This is a genomic window from Sphingobacterium paucimobilis HER1398 (genome assembly GCF_000416985.1).
GTDB classification, from domain to species: Bacteria; Bacteroidota; Bacteroidia; order Sphingobacteriales; family Sphingobacteriaceae; genus Sphingobacterium; species Sphingobacterium paucimobilis.
The window spans coordinates 28,573-46,401 of the sequence record NZ_ATDL01000005.1 but is presented as its reverse complement, the minus strand read 5'-3'; the positions used below and the strand labels follow the sequence as shown (position 1 = coordinate 46,401).

The following is a 17,829-nucleotide window of genomic DNA, read 5'->3' as shown; positions in this document are numbered from 1 at the left end:
GAAAGAGGGAAAAAAGAGGAATGTTAAAGAGAAAGCTGGAGCGGCAGTTCAGAAAATACCGATATGTCATGTATCGGGAGACATTGATCGATCATCGTGAGCATTTCTGGTCTTTTATAGGTGCGTTTGTTGGTATAGGGATTATAGCATTTATCCAATCACTTCATTTACCTTCTCTGGAGAATGTCTTTTTGATAGGCTCTTTTGGGGCGTCCAGTGTGCTGGTTTATGGTGCCATACAAAGCCCGTTGGCACAACCACGGAATTTGATAGGAGGGCATGTCGTATCTGCCATCATCGGCGTGACAGTAGCAACCTTGTTGCCTGACATTATATGGATTACTGCACCATTAGCTGTGGCTTTTTCCATCGTTTTTATGCAAATTACGCGGACACTGCATCCGCCAGGAGGAGCGACGGCTTTGATCGCAGTATCCGGAGGGACCAAGATCGCTTCTTTGGGGTATTGGTACGTGTTGAGCCCGGTCTTTACGGGAGCCATTATTCTCTTTCTCGTTGCCTTGTTGTTTAATAATATTACAAAAAACAGGCATTATCCTGTGAAGGGGTCTCGCCTGAGGAGATCTCGGAGAGAGTCCTTGAAAAAGCGATTTAATAACTCATAAAAAAACGCCTCATCAATGATGAGGCGTTTTTTGTGAGTTCGAATCTTACGATTAGTATTTTCCTTTTGATTCACGGCGTTTGCCAGAGAAGTCACGGAATCCACCATTGTTTCCTCCACGGTCTCTGCGTTCGCCACCACCGTAACCACCACTGCGACGATCACCGCCACCGTAGCCGCCACGTTCTCTGCGCTCGCCACCACCGTAGCCACCGCTACGACGATCTCCGCCTCTTGAACGGCCACCTCTATCAGATTGGCTGTCACCAGAAACTTCGATGCGAACTTGACGACCGTTGAAATCAACAGCTTTAAATCCTTCAAAGACTTTGTTTACCTCTTCATCTTGAACCTCGAAGAATGTAAATACACCTTTCATGTCAATCTTACCGATTGATTTTCCGGATATCTTCGCGTTGTTACAGATAAATCCCAGCATGTCTCCACGGGAGAATTCATCCACAGCACCTAAGTTCATAAACAAACGTGTATAGCCTTTTGATCCTGTACGTGGTCCACGTTCGCCACGATCGCGGTCTCTACCATCTCTGGTATCACGGCCATCGATATTCAGGTCCGGAGCATTGTTATAGTACTCTAGGAATCTGTTAAATTCTAGTGAAGCAAATCTTTTTACGATATCTTCTTTAGATAACGATTCAAAGCCTTCCATGATAGCTGGTAAGAATTGATTGATTTGATCCTCATTGACTTCTACATTCTGAACCTTATTAATGATCGTTAAAAGTTGTTTTTCTACAACTTCTGGACCTTGAGGTACCTGTTTGCGTTCAAATGTTTTACCGATTACTTTTTCAAGTTGACGGATTTTACTTTGCTCTTTGATGTTGATCAAGGAAATTGAAATTCCTGTTTTACCAGCACGAGCGGTACGACCAGAACGGTGCGTATAGTTTTCGATTTCGTCTGGTAACGAGAAGTTGATAACGTGTGTGATGTTGTTTACATCTATACCACGAGCTGCAACATCTGTCGCAATTAACAACTGTAAGCTACGATCGCGGTAACGCTTCATCACTTTGTCACGTTGTTGCTGAGACAAGTCTCCATGGAGCGCATCTGCGTTGTAACCGTCTTTGATTAAAGCTTCCGCAATTTCTTGCGTCTCGATTTTAGTACGACAGAATACGATGCCGAAGATTTCAGGATTGGAATCCACGATACGCTTGAATGCTGCATATTTATCTTTAGCTCTAATCAGATAGTACTGATGGTCAATGTTTGCATTACCAGTGTTTTTCGTTCCGACAGTCATTTCTACCGGATCTGTCATGTAGTTTTGAGCTATACGACGGACTTCTTTTGGCATGGTTGCTGAAAATAACCATGTTTTTTTGTCATCTGGAGTTTCCGATAAGATGTCGTTGATGTCTTCTTTGAAGCCCATGTTCAACATTTCGTCGGCTTCGTCCAATACAACATATTTTACCTGTGAAAAATCAATCGCATTTCTGCCGATGATATCCAACATACGACCTGGGGTCGCTACTACAATCTGCACACCACGTCTAATCTGACGTAATTGGTCTGAGATGTTTGCACCTCCGTATACAGCAACAACATGTACATTGTCAATGTATTTCGCAAATTTTTCTAAATCCTTAGAGATTTGTAAACACAGCTCACGGGTTGGGCAAAGAATCAAAGCTTGAGGCTGTTTTTGAGAAAAGTCTAATTGCTCTAATAATGGTAGACCGAATGCTGCTGTCTTACCTGTGCCGGTTTGGGCTAATCCGACAAAATCGTCGTTGCCAGTCAATAATACAGGAATGGCTTTTTCCTGAATTTCAGAGGGCTTTTCGAAACCTAACTCTGAGATGGCATTAACAACTTCCTCACGGATTCCCAGTTCTAAAAATGGGTTCATGAAATAAATTATACAATAGGCACTATTGCCTAAGGCGATGCAAAGGTACAACTATTATTTTATATATCCTAGACTATAAGCAGTTGATAGTGAATATTATGAAGTTTTTTCTGTTCAAATGGCTTGGATGATAATAATTTAGAAGAAAAGCATATTCTTTTATTAGATGTAGTCAATTTTTTTTAGGTTTGGATAACATTTAACTAATTATACATAAATTATGTGGTACAAAAAATCGATAGCGAAGCTTGTATCTGAAGCGGAGCAAAGCGGAGAGGGGACTTTAAAGCGAACATTGTCTACTTCTGGGCTGGTAGCCTTGGGGGTAGGAGCGATTATTGGAGCGGGATTATTTTCATTGACAGGAATCGCTGCAGCTGAGAATGCGGGACCCGCAGTTATGCTTTCTTTTATCATAGCAGCTGTTGGCTGTGCATTTGCGGGACTTTGTTATGCCGAATTTGCTTCAATGATTCCTGTAGCGGGGAGTGCATATACGTATTCCTATGCAACTATGGGAGAGTTTATGGCCTGGATTATCGGTTGGGATCTCGTGTTGGAATACGCTCTTGCAGGAGCAACCGTTGCTGCAAGTTGGTCGCAATATTTTAATGAGTTGCTCAAGATATTCGGTATGGCCTTGCCCAACGAGCTGCTGTATTCACCCTGGGTAGAGCATCATTTGGCAGATGGTACCGTTTTCTCGGGAGGCATCGTTAATCTGCCTGCTATTATAATTGTATGTTTATTGTCGCTGTTGTTGATTCGCGGTACACAGGAATCTTCGTTTGTGAATAATATCCTGGTGGTGTTGAAAGTGGCGGTCGTTATTCTTTTCATTGCATTGGGCTGGCAGTTTATTGATCCGGCTAACCACAATCCTTTTATCCCTGTTAATGAGGGGGAAGAGTTGTTGAAGAACGGGCAGATCGGTTTTTTTGATTTCTTCAAAGAGGGATATTTTGGACATTTCGGCATATCTGGCGTGTTACGGGCGGCCGGTGTACTGTTCTTCGCATTTGTGGGTTTTGATGCGGTGAGTACAGCTGCGCAGGAAGCCATCAATCCGAAGAAAGGTATGCCTATCGGTATTATAGGCTCGTTGTTAGTATGTACCTTGTTATATGTATTGTTTTCTTATGTGATGACAGGTTTGGCGCATTATTCTGATTTTAAGGGAGATGCCAAGCCTGTGGCTACTGCTTTTGCAAAAACAGGATATACATTCTTGAATACAGCGATGATTGTGACTATTATTGCGGGGTATACCTCCGTCATCTTAGTGATGTTGTTGGGTCAGAGTCGCGTTTTTTATTCTATGAGTAAGGATGGACTACTGCCCAAGGTGTTTTCAGATTTGTCCAAAAGACAGACGCCGTGGAAAACTAATCTTATTTTCATGGTATTTGTTAGTTTGTTTGCTGGCTTTGTACCGGTGGCAGAATTGGGGCATATGGTGAGTATCGGGACCTTGTTTGCATTTACCTTAGTGTGTATTGGTGTCATTGTGATGCGAAAGCGCAGTCCGGATATCGAACGGCCATTTAAAACACCGTTAGTGCCCCTGATTCCGATTTTAGGAATTATTGTGTGTGTATTGATGATGGCTTCCCTGCCTTTGGAAAGTTGGGAGCGGTTGGGGATTTGGATGCTTATTGGTGTCGCTGTCTATTTTCTGTACGGGAAAAGACATTCTGTTCTGAGAAAAGAAATAGAATCTGGCAATACCAAATAAAAAAAGGGAGCTCTTGCTCCCTTTTTTTATTTGGTATTGCGTATTGTTAAAACAAGGTGAATTCTACACGACGGTTTTGTTGACGTCCTTCTGCTGTAGCATTGGTTGCAATCGGCTGGTTAGGACCATAGCCTACTGCTTCAATACGTGATGCATTTGCACCTTTCGATACTAAATAAGCTTTAACCGACTCCGCACGTTCTTTGGACAGACGTAAGTTTGTTTGAAGAGACCCTGTGTTATCCGTGTGTCCTGCTAATTTTAAGCTGAAGTTCTTTTCGATTAATAAAGAAGCAACACGATTCAACGATTCGAATGAAGTCGAACGTATAGTAGCTTTTCCTAAATCAAACTCTAGGTTTTTGATGGCTTCATCAACTACTTTTTTATCTTCTTCTGTAACGATGATTTTTTCGATTACCTTAGTTTCGTTTTTCATCTCAGGTAATGGACAGCCCGAACCATCAACTTTTACACCAGCTGGAGTGTTGGGGCATTTGTCGAATTTGTTCGCAACTCCGTCTCCATCGTCATCTCTTAAGTCTGCTGCGATTTCATTCAGTTGCTGTTTCAATTGAGCATTGGAGGCAACTAACGCATCACGTTCTGCTTTTATAGCATCATATTTCTTGTTGGCATCATTTACAAACGCTGCAACAGGGTTGCTGTTGTTCATGAACGGTTTCTCTTTGTTGCCCAATGCAACTTCGATACCTGCGTGTGCATAAGAGAATAGATCGTTTTTGTATTGTCCTCCCATCACACCGTCAAAGCGTTGGTTAGCCCAATTTAATTGGTAACCCAAATCAAGGTTTATACCTTTTGTAATAGCGAATTTAAATCCAGCGTCAGCAGGTACGTATAGTTTTGTTGTCGCGTCGTTCTTGTGAGAAGCTCCACCTACATCGGTAGTCGTGGTTTCAAAATTTAAAGCGCCCAGACCTATTGCGAAATAAGGCTTAACGATGCCATTTGCAAAACGCCAACTGGTATTACCTAGTGTCCATTCTGCCGATAAGGCTGCAGACCAAGGTGTTTTCGCTTCGAACTCGTTGATGCCTGCAGTTGCATTTTTCATCGAGCCGCCTACTTTACCCCCCAGGTATTGTGCTTTCAGACCGAAAGAAGGAGTAAGGTGCTTCTTGATATAAGCGCTATAGCCTACTTCATGGTTTAGCTTGTTGAAGCCAGCTCTGTTGAAGCCAAAGATGTTCGTTTGGTTAAGAACACCAGCGTTAACACCGACAGACCATGTTCTGTACTCTTCGGATGATCCAAAAGGTGTGGTGCCATCAATTGTAGCTGTGTTGGTGATTTGTGCAAATGCTCCTGTAGAGGTCAAACCTAAAGCAAGTGCCAAAGTCAGATTGCGTAAATTTTTAATTTCCATGTTATTTTTATTGATTTGTGTTTCAAAAGAACGATTAGACATCCCCTTTCTTTCTTTTGAAATTATAGATGCTGAGCGCAAAAGTACTGCCAAAAAAATGTGAAAATAGAAAAGTATTCAAAAAAGGTTGATTCTGTAGGTTGAATCCGACAAAACAAACCTTAATTGTTTGACTTACTAGGTTATAGACCTGGCAAAGAATTTTGGGATTTGAATCTGATAGGCCATCTTCTTGACGATGTTTTCTTCTGTGATTTTTCGTAAAAATCCTTTTTTACTTTTGGTAACCAATAGAACGTCCAGTAGTTCATCAGCGATGACGGTGTCAATGGCGGAGGAGATATCTTCTTTATACTGGATTAGAAATGCTTGGTTTTTGATAACATATGAAATATTGTCAATCCCGGTTTCGGTAATGATATGCTGGATGAATGCTGCAAATTTGGCATCCAGTGCTTTAATGCTTTCGTCAGCTGTATTGATATGGATAAGTACCAATTCAAAGTCGTGGGTGTAGAGTGCTGTCGCTTGCTTGAGTACATCTATTTCACCCTCTTTGAAATTGCACAAAAGTCCGATTTTCTCCGTTTTGTATGTCTTGTCGCTGAAAGGGACAGCGAGTACAGGCGTTTTTGTGTTCTGAAAAACATCAAACATGTTGGATCCGATCAATAAAGAGTCCAGCCCTGAGGAGCCTTTAGTGCCCATCACTATAGCATCGTAGGTGTCTGTTTCGGTAAGTTTCCCGATTTCTTCGAAAAGATTGCCATCGCTAAAGACACTGCGGACTACTGTCTCAGGGTTGTCCTTTTTGATGGACGAAATTAACTCTTCCATCTTGCTTTTTGCTTCTGCAACCCGGGGGTCGATTAGGGCTGTGTCTTCAATAGCGTTGCGATAGCTGTTAATATGACCCGTAAATACATGGATCAATACCAGCTCGTGTTTTGTCGCTTTAGTGAGCTGGCAGGCATACGCAATGGCCTTGTTGGAGTATTGTGAAAAATCAACGGGTATAAGTAGTTTGTTTGCCATGGTGTCTATATGCGTTAATTGTTGTCAAAAAATGTTGGACGTTCCAAGTCCAGTACGATTTCTTTGGAAACAGAGGGCGAGAAAAGTCGCTTGAAAAAAGATTTTCTTGTTTTTGTAACAACCATCATATCATAGTCATTCTCTTTTATGATATGATTGATGACTTCGGGAATGCTGTCTAGATTTTCATCGTCAATATGGATCGATTGGGCGATACTATGCACATTTTCTACTCCATTAAGGTTCTTGATGTTGAATGACCAGCTTTCCAAGTGCTCAGTTATTTCAGTGGTATCTTTAGAGTCTCTGTACACATGGATTGTATCGAGAGATGGGATGGAGGAAACTAGAGACAGGTATTCTTTTAAGGTGTCGAGTTCTTCGACTTTGAAGTTCGTCAACATCCCTACTTTTTGTAAACGAAAATCTGAAGTTGTGCTGGGGATGGCTATAACAGGGATTCGAGCTTTTGTCGTGATGCTGCTGGTATTGCTGCCCCACACCAACGATTTTCCCTTTCCTGTCCCCGTAGTCCCCATAATGATCAAAGCATAGCTAGGCGGTACCGCAATTGTAGGAAGGATTTCAGAGAGTAATCCACTTGTACAGGTTGTTTCAAACGACAGGGAAGGGTAATCCTTTTGTAGGCTTTCTTTGAGATCCAGTATGAGCATGTCTGCTTTTAATACGGGAATGCTGGTGTCTTTGTTTGCTTTTTCCTCATCAAAAAGTGCCGAGTCGGAGGTGTAGCAATGAAATAAATGAACCCCATAGTTGTTCTGTTTTGCCAATTCACAGGCATATCTGATCGCCGTTAGCGCATTGTCTGAAAAGTCAGTAGGTACTATTATTTTTTTTGTCATATTTCTTCTAACTATCTGCATCGAAAGATGGAATAAATCTACTAAAATTAATTGACTTTTTAATGATTTCGGTTAGTTTTAAGCGTGATTCTGGTCACTTTTAAATAGCGTTATCTTTTGCTTTATGCATTCATTGGATAGTTGGTTGATTTATTCTACAGACATCAGGTCGGCGGGCTCCTTATAGTGCTTGCTACTGAAAAAATCAATTGTAATAGCGCGCTATTTTGAGTAAATTTGGCACTTTATAAAATATAATTTCATGACTAGTAGAGAAATACGCGAAGCATTTTTAGAGTTTTTCAAGAGTAAATCACATCATATCGTACCGTCTGCACCTGTAGTGGTGAAGAATGACCCTACATTAATGTTTACCAATGCAGGGATGAACCAGTTTAAAGATTTGTTTTTAGGGGAGGCCGCTGTCAAATACTCGCGTATTGCAGATACGCAGCGCTGTCTGCGTGTCTCCGGTAAGCACAATGACTTGGAAGAGGTGGGGATTGATACCTATCATCATACCTTATTCGAGATGTTGGGAAACTGGTCGTTTGGAGATTATTTTAAGAAAGAGGCGATTACGTGGGCTTGGGAGCTGTTGACAGAAGTCTACAAGCTGGATAAAGACCGGTTGTACGTAACTATTTTTGAAGGCGATGATAGCGAGGGGTTGGTTAGAGATCAAGAGGCTTATGGGTTCTGGAAGGAGTTTATAGCAGAGGATCGTATCTTGTTGGGAAATAAAAAAGATAATTTTTGGGAGATGGGCGATATGGGACCTTGTGGTCCTTGTTCGGAGATTCATTACGATATGCGTACGGATGCAGAGCGTGCCCAGCAAAAGGGACAGGAGCTGGTCAACGCAGATCACCCTCAGGTCATAGAGGTATGGAATCTTGTATTTATGCAGTTCAATCGGTTGAAAAATGGTAGTCTAGAGCCTCTCCCTGCCAAGCATGTGGATACGGGTATGGGCTTTGAGCGTTTGGTTCGTGCGATACAGGGGAAGACGTCCAATTACGATACGGATGTGTTTCAACCATTGATCAGTTATATTTCTCAAAAATCAGGTATTCAATATGGTGTCGCAGAACAAACGGATATTGCGATGCGGGTATTGTCGGATCATATCCGTGCCGTCGCTTTTGCTATCGCTGATGGACAACTGCCTTCGAACAATAAAGCGGGCTATGTCATCCGACGTATTCTGAGAAGAGCTGTCCGCTATGCGTATACGTTCCTGAACTTTAAACAACCATTTTTCCACGAGTTGGTGCCTTTACTGGCCGATCAATTCAAGGGCGTATTTGATGAGCTTTATCAACAGCGGGATTTTGTGGAGAAAGTTGTCATGGAAGAGGAAGTTTCCTTTTTGAGAACATTGACGACTGGAATACAGCGTTTCGAAAACTATGTCGAAGGACACCAATTCATCGATGGGGATTTTGCTTTTGAGTTATTTGATACGTATGGTTTTCCGATAGACTTAACGGAATTGTTGGCTCGGGAAAAGGGCGTAACCGTCGATATGGAAGCTTTTACGAAGGCTTTGCAAGTACAGAAGGAGCGCTCTAGAGCAGCGACTACAATAGATACTGGCGATTGGGTAACGGTCAATGATAGTGACGAAGTGGATTTTGTGGGGTATGATGTATTACAGGCCCAAACGGAAATCCTTAAGTACCGTAAAGTGAGTGCTAAAGGAAAAGAACAGTTCCAGTTGGTATTGGCAGTAACACCATTCTATGCAGAAGGGGGAGGGCAGATCGGTGATTCGGGACTGTTAGTCTCCGACCGTGGGGAGAAAATAATCGTTACCGATACCAAAAAAGAGAATGGACTTATCGTGCATTTTGTAGATCAGTTGCCTGAAGAGATCGGTGCGAAGTTTGAGGCTACGGTCGATGTTACAAAACGTATCGATACCGAGAGTAACCACTCTGCTACGCATTTGTTGCATGCGGCCTTGAAGGAGGTGTTGGGAGAGCATGTCAATCAGAAAGGTTCTTTGGTATCACCGGATATACTGCGTTTTGATATTTCTCATTTTGCCAAAATGACCTATGACGAAATCAAAGCGGTGGAAGATATTGTCAATGCAAAAATCAGAGCCAATATTCCATTGAAGGAGGAAAGACAGGTGCCTTTTCAGCAAGCTATCGATTCGGGAGTGACGGCTCTTTTCGGTGAAAAATATGGTGATTACGTACGGGTGATTACGTTTGATGATCAGTACTCCAAAGAGCTGTGTGGTGGCACGCACGTAAGGGCTACAGGGCAGATCGGTTTCTTTAAGATTGTATCTGAGTCTGCTGTAGCTGCTGGTGTGAGACGGATAGAAGCAATCACGGGTTCTAAAGCTGCTGCTGTGATTAGAGAGCATTTTGAGTTGTTTCAGCATATGAAGGAAATATTGAATAATCCGAAGGATTTTGTTTCTGCCGTGACTAAGATTATGGATGAAAATGGAACGTTGAAGAAGGAAATCGATAATTTCTTAAAAGAGCGCTCTTTGTCTCTAAAGAATGAGTTAAATGAGAAGATGGAAGTGGTTAATGGTGTTAACTTTTTGGCTACTGTAGTCGATCTGCCAAGTGCTGACGCGGTCAAAACGTTAGCCTATGCGCTGAAAGGAGCCATGGATAATCTGTTCTTGGTGCTCGGGGCGAATATAGATGGAAAGCCGAGCTTGACGGTGGTGGTTTCTGAAGGGCTGGTAAAGGAGCGTGGTCTCAATGCGGGGACTATTGTACGCGACCTGGCTAAAGATATACAAGGTGGCGGTGGCGGACAGCCTTTCTTTGCTACGGCAGGAGGGAAAGATGTTACAGGACTAGCTGGTGCTATAGCCCGCTCCAAGAATTTTTTAATGTAGTATTATTTGCACTATAATAGATATGGACAAGTTTAGTATTTTTCTTTTTTCAATTTTAGGATTTGGACTTTTGGGTTGCTCTAATAAGGATACAATTGCTATCTCTGGGGAGGTTTTAAATCCTGGTAACGTAAAGGTGGTAGCTTTTTATGAAGGAGATCGTAAACTTGATTCTGTTTTTTTGAGTGACCAAAATAAGTTTAAGTTTGAACGTGAAGCGACGCAGCCGCGTCTTTTGACCTTAGAAGTCGGTAAGAATAGATATCCCGTTATTGTCGCTCCTGGAGAGAAGTTGTTGTTTAGTTCTGATTTGCAAAATAATCCAGAGGGGTATAAGGTCGAAGGGTCTGAGCTTTCTTCTGTATTGCAGGACTTTGCGCCAATTAAACAGCGTAAAGAGTTTCTCGAAGATTCTCTACAAGGGGATTTTGTGAAGCGTATGGCAGGAAAGAGCGAGAATGAAATCGAAAGCCTCCGTGCAGATTATATGGCACAGTATAGAAAGGAAATGGTGAGTTTTACGACACAGGCAGTAGCTTTTGCGAAAGCGAATCATGCTAATTTAGCGGGTTTCTATGCGATGAGTACCTTGGATCCGGATGTTTCAGAAAATGAACTGATAGCTTATGTCGATAATCTTGGCGATTTATTTGCAGACAATAGAACCGTCGTTCAATTTAAGGAAGAGATCGCCAAATTGAGGAAACTGGCAATAGGTCAGCCTGCGCCGGATATAACGGCATATACACCCAATAACAAAACGGTAAAGCTTTCTGATTATCGTGGTAAATATGTATTGGTCGACTTTTGGGCATCTTGGTGTGTGCCCTGTAGAAAAGAAAATCCTAATATCGTGCGTCTCTATAATAGTTATAAGGACAAGAATTTTACGGTATTGGGGGTATCTCTGGATAATAATCCAGGCTCATGGATGCGCGCTGTTGAAGAGGATAAGTTGGACTGGACAAATATATCGGACTTGAAGGCATGGAGCTCGGACTTGGTATTGGATTATCGTATTAAGGCAATACCAGCATCCGTAATCGTCGATCCTGCCGGAACGATCATCGGTAAAAACCTAAGGGGTACGGACTTGGAGGCATTTTTAAAGCAGACGCTAATAGCAAATTAGAGGAAGTTTATTAATTTATTAAGTTATTTTTAATAGTTAACAATTTCATAACATTTGATTAACTTTATCTTACCATAAAGTACATACTTTAGCAAAAAAACTAATATGAGTGCCAAGCAAAAAATACTTGTGGTAGATGATGAGCAGGATATCTTAGATCTCATTTCCTACAATCTGAACAAAGAAGGATACCAGGTCTATACAGCATCAAATGGAAAGCTGGCAATTGATAAGGCAAAAGAAGTAAGTCCGGATTTAATTATCTTGGATGTCATGATGCCTGTGATGGATGGGATAGAGGCTTGTCGGATTATGCGGTCTTTACCAGAGTTTAAACATACCTTTATGGTGTTTTTGACAGCGAGGAGTGAGGAATACTCCGAGATAGCTGGCTTCCATGTCGGAGCCGATGATTATATTGCCAAACCCATAAAGCCACGGGCATTGATGTCTAGAATCAATGCTATACTGCGAAGGAATTCGCAGGAATCTGTCGACGAACCTGCAGATAAGTTGGAAATAGCAGATTTGGTGATCGATAGAGATTCGTTCTTGGTATATAGAGATACAGAGAAAATCGTGTTGGCAAAAAAAGAATTTGAACTGCTCTATCTCTTGGCTTCTAAGCCGAATAAGGTGTATACGCGCGAGCAGATATTAAAAGCAATCTGGGAGGATTCTGTCGTTGTTACCAACAGAACCATTGATGTTCACATCCGGAAGTTGCGAGAAAAAATTGGTGATAACTACGTAGCAACAGTCAAAGGTGTTGGTTATAAGTTTGAACTTAATTAAATATTTGATAAATAAATGGGGCGAAATTAATTTCGCCCCATTTATTTTATATCCTTATCATTTTCAATAATAAAGGATCTCAACTCTTCCAACATGAGTTCAAAGTTCAGTTTTAATTCTTGGAACTTGGTGTTAATGATGTCCATTTCCAGTTCATCTCGTCCCATATTTTCTAATTCTTGAAAAGCTGTAGAAAGTGTCGATGCACCAATGTATTGCATGGTAGGTTTGATGTGGTGGGCGCTGTCTCGGATTACTTTTTTATCTCCGTTGTTCATTCCAGATAGCAATGCCTGGAAATCAATAGGACTTTGTTCCAGATACATCTCTACAAATTGTTTCACCAAAGAAGGGTTTCCCATCATTGATTTTTTTATGATATCTGGATTGATGATTTTATAGGGCATTTACGTGTTATTTAAATATACTTTTTGACAACAAGTGTATCTGTGGACTGGGCCAGTAACTCCTTGTTGCTACGGCGCAATACGGGATGTACATATTCCGCTGCGATTTCGCATAGCGGAACCAGTACGAAATTACGGAGCTGTAATAATGGATGTGGAATGATAAGATTCTCCGATTCATATACGTCTTCATTGAAATAGATGATGTCGATGTCTATAAGTCGAGCCCCCCATTTGACAAGACGGACGCGTCCCAGTTCCATCTCTATCTCTTGACAGATGGAAAGGCATTTTTGTTTTTCAAGTGGAGTCTCTATAATCAGTGCTTGGTTATAAAAAAGGGGCTGATCTTTGACGCCCCATCCCTCGGATACGTATAGGGCAGAGGATTTGATTACTTTGCCGATCCTATTCTGTAGCAGGGTGAATGCCTGCTTGATTTGTGTAGTAGGATTGCCCAGATTAGCGCCTAATAGGATGTGGATTGTGTTCATTCTTTCCAAAAATACAATATTGAACCTTTAAATTCGACAAAACCAATTAAATACACTAAATTTAGTTTGTAAAAAGATAATTTATGAGCTTTATTAAACAAGTGTTAGCCACTATCACAGGGATACTTATTACCAGTATTATCCTGTTTTTTCTTTTTTTAGTATTTATTGGCGTGCTGGTCCAGCAGTCGTCGCAACAGGCCACAGTAGTCGCGCCAGCCAAATCCGTGTTATATCTGTCGCTGGATTATAAAATTGTAGAAAAGACGGAGAGCAATCCCTTGGGAGATTTGAATCTGCCTCTTTACAACGTGGAAAAGTCTATTGGACTGAATGATGTTTTGGCACGTATTAAAGCTGCTAAAACGGATGATAATATTAAAGGTATCTATCTGAATCCTTCGACGGTGGGTATGGGCTTTGCCAGTTTAAAAGCGATTCGTGACGCCCTGTTGGATTTCAAAGAGTCGAAGAAATTTATCGTTGCCTACAGTGAAGGTTATTCCCAAAAAGCCTATTACTTGTCCACTGTGGCGGACAGTATTTATTTGAATCCCCAAGGATCGTTAGATTTCAGGGGATTAAGTTCTTCAGTCGTATTTATGAAAGAAGCCATGGATAAATTGGGGGTCGAGATGCAGGTGATCAAAGTCGGAACTTATAAATCGGCGGTAGAACCTTTCTTGCTCAACGAAATGAGTGATGCAAACAGGGAACAGGTCACCTCTTATCTGGGCAGTATCTATGACTCTTTCTTATCGGATATTTCGCAAGCTCGAAATCAATCGGTCGATACATTGAAAAATATTGCGAATGAATACTTGATTCGGAATGCCGATGATGCGCTTCGTTATAAATTCATCGATGGTAAGGTCTATAAGGATGAACTGTTATCCCTGCTTAAAAAGCGATTGGATATTGCTGAGGATAAAGATATCTCGTCTGTCTCTATATTGAATTATGGAGGTAGTCCTGCCAGTACCTCGGGAGCTAAGATAGCGGTGCTGTATGCGTATGGCGATATCGTGGATGGCGAGGGTTCTGTAGGTCAGATCGGAGGAGATAAAATTTCACGACAGTTGCGTAAGCTGCGCAGAGATAAGGATATTAAGGCTGTGGTGCTGCGGGTTAATTCCGGCGGAGGATCTGCTCTAGCATCCGATGTTATTTGGAGAGAGGTGGAGCTGATAAAGAAAGAAAAGCCTATTGTAGTCTCTATGGGTGATTATGCTGCTTCGGGTGGCTATTATATCGCCGCAGCAGCCGACTCTATTTTTGCTGAGTCGAGCACGTTGACTGGGTCGATTGGGGTATTTGGGCTAATACCCAATTTTAAAGGGCTGTTGAACAATAAGCTGGGTATACATATCGATGAGGTGAATACGGGTAAGTATTCAAGCCTGATGGCGAATCCGGACAAACCGCTTACTGCCGAAGAGCGGTCTATCATACAGATGGAAGTCAATCGGACGTATTCGACATTTATGGAACGTGTAGCTAATGGACGTAAGATGAATGTAGAGGCTGTCGACAGTATTGGTCAGGGACGCGTATGGACAGGTAAGCAAGCGCTTGACTTGGGGCTGGTTGACGGGATCGGTAACCTGCAGCGTGCCATTGGTGCAGCAGCGGCGAAAGCTTCGTTGAAAGACTATCAGCTGGTGGAGCTTCCGGAGAAAGAGGATCCTTTTGCGAGTATATTGTCTTCTTCCAAAGACAAGGTTAAGATGTGGTTGTTTGGCGAAGAGTTGGGCGATTATCAAAAATACTTATTGGACGTGACCAAAGTTTTAAAACATACCGGAATACAAGCAAGATTGCCTTATCAGATAGAGATCTACTAGCGTTATTTTTGTAATATTTTTTACGGTATGGCGTGAATGCAAAGCAATTTATATAAGTTTACGTCTCAATCAACTTAAATACTTTTAGTACACATATGAAAACAATTGACGATTTAAATTTTTCTGGTAAAAAGGCCTTAATCCGTGTAGACTTTAATGTTCCTCTTGATGCGGATTTTAATATTACGGATGACAATAGAATTCAGGGGGCAACTCCGACTATAAAGAAGATTCTTGCAGACGGAGGGGCTGTCGTATTAATGTCCCACTTGGGGAGACCAAAAGAAGGGCCGACTGATAAGTATTCGTTGAAGCATATTGTTTCGCATCTTTCAAAGGTATTGGGGGTAGAGGTGCAGTTTGCCAACGATTGTATCGGTGACGAAGCCCGCGAGAAGGCGGCAAACCTAAAACCTGGTGAAGTGTTGTTATTGGAAAATCTTCGTTTTTATAAAGAGGAAGAAAAAGGAGACGTGGCATTTGCAGAAAAGCTTTCTAAATTAGGGGAAGTATATGTTAATGATGCATTTGGAACGGCGCACCGTGCGCATGCTTCTACGGCTATTGTAGCGCAGTTCTTCCCGACAGCCAAGTATTTTGGCTACCTGATGGCGGCAGAACTGAACAATGCTGAAAAAGTGCTTAATCATCCGAATAGACCGTTTACAGCAATTATGGGTGGGGCTAAGGTCTCGGATAAGATACAGCTGATCGAAGCATTGCTGGATAAGGTGGATAACCTGATCATCGGTGGAGGAATGGCTTATACCTTTGTCAAGGCGCGCGGTGGTGAAATCGGTAAGTCATTGGTAGAAATGGACAAGCTGGATTTGGCTAATGAACTTGTTAAAAAAGCAGAAGAGAAAGGGGTCAATCTGGTATTGCCTACGGATGCGCAAATAGCGGATAGCTTCTCGAATGATGCTAAAACATATGATGGACCTAATGATCAGATTCCTGCAGATCTTCAAGGTCTGGATATTGGTAACGAGTCGTCTCGGCATTTTGCAGAGATTATATCAGCCTCCAATACGTTATTGTGGAATGGCCCGATGGGGGTGTTTGAGTTCGATACGTTTGCTAGGGGTACGAAAGCGGTTGCTGATGCGATTGTCGCTGCGACAGAGCGAGGTGCATTCTCCTTGATCGGTGGTGGTGATTCAGCCGCTGCTATTGCCAAGTTTGAGATGACGGAGCATGTAAGCTATGTGAGCACAGGTGGTGGAGCTTTGTTGGAATATATGGAGGGAAAAGAGTTGCCAGGTGTTGCTGCAATAAATGCTTAGTTATCGTAACTATAAAGAATCATAAAAGCCGCAGATTATGCGGCTTTTGTTTTATCAGCTGATTTACATTTCTCGTGTAAATAAAAAAAGGGATTTGTCAAAGACAAATCCCTTTTCTATATAGTAAGAAGGCTTATTTAGCCTCAGCTTCTAATTTATTTAAAATCTCGTCGTTCTTAGTGATTTGACTATGCTTAGGCATTTTTGAACGTGATCCTGGTTCGATGTTACGACCCAAGCTTAGAAACTGAACTTCCATACGTGAAGTAGTTTTGTTTCTTCTATCTTTTCTTTTTAAACGTGTAACTCCCATTTTATTATAATATTTTTTGTACGTTATAAACGAGGTCGGAAGCGGATTCGAACCGCTGTAGGAGGTTTTGCAGACCTCAGCCTAGCCACTCGGCCATCCGACCCTTTTACCCTTACTGGGCATGCAAAAGTAATGTTAAAAATTGAAAATGCAAAATTAATTATAAAAACCTTTGTGATGAAATGGCAGTTGAGCAGATTGTCCTGACGGGCACTTGAAGTTCCGTTACTTTTTTGTAGAAATATATTGACATTTTTTGGTTGTAAAGGTCTTGAAAACAGATAGAATGCGGTTGGGGTCGTTGGTGTATTTATTGTTCTAGAAAAGATTTAAGTTTGGTATCAAATTTGAATAGATAGTAATCGATAGGGTTGTCTGTTCAATCCCACATATTAAAAAAGAGTATTAAAATAAACGTTATGAAAAAAGTTTTACTAACATTAGGTGTTGCATTATTAACAGCGGTAGGAGCACAGGCTCAGATTGGTTATGGGGTTAAAGCAGGTTTAAACTTTCCCAAATTGAATTATTCTGGAGGAAATGTAAGTTATACGACGAGTGCAGCTACTAATTTTTATCTTTCCGGTTATGCAAGTATCCCTGCTGCGACTAATTTTGCTATTCAACCAGGAGTTTCTTTGCAAGGTAAAGGAGGTAAAGTTGAAGTAGGTAATCTAACCACTACTCGAAATCTAATGTCTATTGAAATTCCTGTTAATGCGGTATACTATATTCCTACTGGAGCTACTGGCTCTGTTTTCGTTGCTGCTGGACCTTATGTTGGTTTTAACGTGTCAGGAAAAGATAAGGCGGGGGATGTAAAGAAAGACATTAAATTTGGTTCAAAAGATGATCAATTAAAGGTTGTTGATTACGGACTTAATTTTCAATTGGGCTATAAATTATCAAATGGTTTGTTAATTAACGGAGGTTATGGTCTCGGATTAGGAAATATGTCAAATGTTGACGCTCTAAAAATTAAGAACAATGTATTCTCTGTAGGTATTGGTTTTGAAATTTAATCAATATTTCTCTAGTAAGAGATAATTGAGCCCCTTGGATAATTATCCAAGGGGCTTTTTATTTAAAGTGAATATGATACAAGACTAACAAATCTTGTCTCTTGGATTCAGCGAATAATATTTAT

14 protein-coding genes and 1 tRNA gene are annotated in these 17,829 nt (G+C 41.4%); 8 read left to right on the top strand and 7 right to left on the bottom strand.

The genetic code is table 11. The annotated features are described in order from the left end of the window. Positions 1-20 precede the first annotated feature (20 nt). Positions 21-626 (top strand): HPP family protein, encoded by a 606-nt coding sequence (locus tag M472_RS28040; RefSeq protein WP_021069167.1) that lies wholly within the window; start codon positions 21-23, stop codon positions 624-626. 51 nt (positions 627-677) lie between these two features. Here the strand turns inward: M472_RS28040 and M472_RS28035 are convergent, their stop codons facing one another. Further along, complete coding sequence (locus M472_RS28035) at positions 678-2,513, bottom strand: DEAD/DEAH box helicase (RefSeq protein ID WP_021069166.1); 1,836 nt, start codon at positions 2,511-2,513, stop codon at positions 678-680. Positions 2,514-2,733: 220 nt separating this feature from the next. Between M472_RS28035 and M472_RS28030 the strand changes: the two genes are divergently transcribed. Then, positions 2,734-4,248, top strand: a complete 1,515-nt coding sequence (locus tag M472_RS28030) for an amino acid permease (protein WP_021069165.1) — start codon at positions 2,734-2,736, stop codon at positions 4,246-4,248. Between the two features lie 46 nt (positions 4,249-4,294). Here M472_RS28030 and M472_RS28025 read toward each other — a convergent pair whose 3' ends face one another. The 3 genes from M472_RS28025 to M472_RS28015 all read right to left on the bottom strand — a co-directional run bounded on the left by M472_RS28025 (position 4,295) and on the right by M472_RS28015 (position 7,536). Then, positions 4,295-5,638 carry an OmpA family protein gene (locus tag M472_RS28025; RefSeq protein ID WP_031301413.1) on the bottom strand — a complete coding sequence of 448 codons (1,344 nt, stop codon included), beginning with the start codon at positions 5,636-5,638 and terminating at the stop codon, positions 4,295-4,297. A gap of 177 nt (positions 5,639-5,815) precedes the next feature. After that, on the bottom strand, positions 5,816-6,673 hold the full coding sequence (locus M472_RS28020; RefSeq protein WP_021069163.1) for a universal stress protein: 858 nt from the start codon (positions 6,671-6,673) through the stop codon (positions 5,816-5,818). A 14-nt stretch (positions 6,674-6,687) separates the two neighbouring features. Then, the gene (locus M472_RS28015) at positions 6,688-7,536 is read right to left on the bottom strand and encodes a universal stress protein (RefSeq protein WP_021069162.1); all 849 of its coding nucleotides are present in this window, start codon (positions 7,534-7,536) and stop codon (positions 6,688-6,690) included. A gap of 262 nt (positions 7,537-7,798) precedes the next feature. Between M472_RS28015 and alaS the strand changes: the two genes are divergently transcribed. From alaS to M472_RS28000, 3 genes are all read left to right on the top strand, one after another. Continuing rightward, positions 7,799-10,411, top strand: coding sequence for an alanine--tRNA ligase (alaS, locus tag M472_RS28010; protein ID WP_021069161.1), 2,613 nt, complete (start codon positions 7,799-7,801; stop codon positions 10,409-10,411). A 22-nt stretch (positions 10,412-10,433) separates the two neighbouring features. Beyond that, positions 10,434-11,543, top strand: coding sequence for a TlpA disulfide reductase family protein (locus M472_RS28005; RefSeq protein ID WP_021069160.1), 1,110 nt, complete (start codon positions 10,434-10,436; stop codon positions 11,541-11,543). A gap of 105 nt (positions 11,544-11,648) precedes the next feature. After that, positions 11,649-12,338: a response regulator transcription factor gene (locus M472_RS28000; protein WP_021069159.1), complete on the top strand. Its 690-nt coding sequence runs from the start codon at positions 11,649-11,651 to the stop codon at positions 12,336-12,338. Between the two features lie 41 nt (positions 12,339-12,379). Here the strand turns inward: M472_RS28000 and M472_RS27995 are convergent, their stop codons facing one another. Next, positions 12,380-12,745, bottom strand: a complete 366-nt coding sequence (locus M472_RS27995) for an Hpt domain-containing protein (protein ID WP_021069158.1) — start codon at positions 12,743-12,745, stop codon at positions 12,380-12,382. A gap of 11 nt (positions 12,746-12,756) precedes the next feature. Next, the gene (gene folK / locus M472_RS27990; RefSeq protein ID WP_021069157.1) at positions 12,757-13,239 is read right to left on the bottom strand and encodes a 2-amino-4-hydroxy-6-hydroxymethyldihydropteridine diphosphokinase; all 483 of its coding nucleotides are present in this window, start codon (positions 13,237-13,239) and stop codon (positions 12,757-12,759) included. Between the two features lie 83 nt (positions 13,240-13,322). Here folK and sppA point away from each other — a divergent pair, with 83 nt between their 5' ends. Together sppA and M472_RS27980 are read left to right on the top strand one after the other, a co-directional pair. Then, positions 13,323-15,083 (top strand): signal peptide peptidase SppA, encoded by a 1,761-nt coding sequence (sppA, locus tag M472_RS27985; RefSeq protein ID WP_021069156.1) that lies wholly within the window; start codon positions 13,323-13,325, stop codon positions 15,081-15,083. A 95-nt stretch (positions 15,084-15,178) separates the two neighbouring features. Further along, positions 15,179-16,369, top strand: a complete 1,191-nt coding sequence (locus M472_RS27980) for a phosphoglycerate kinase (RefSeq protein ID WP_021069155.1) — start codon at positions 15,179-15,181, stop codon at positions 16,367-16,369. Positions 16,370-16,714: 345 nt separating this feature from the next. Here the strand turns inward: M472_RS27980 and M472_RS27975 are convergent. After that, positions 16,715-16,785: transfer RNA gene (locus M472_RS27975), tRNA-Cys, on the bottom strand. 316 nt (positions 16,786-17,101) lie between these two features. On the opposite strand from M472_RS27975, the gene M472_RS27970 reads away from it, so the two are divergent. Beyond that, positions 17,102-17,704: an outer membrane beta-barrel protein gene (locus M472_RS27970; RefSeq protein WP_021069154.1), complete on the top strand. Its 603-nt coding sequence runs from the start codon at positions 17,102-17,104 to the stop codon at positions 17,702-17,704. Positions 17,705-17,829: the final 125 nt, after the last annotated feature.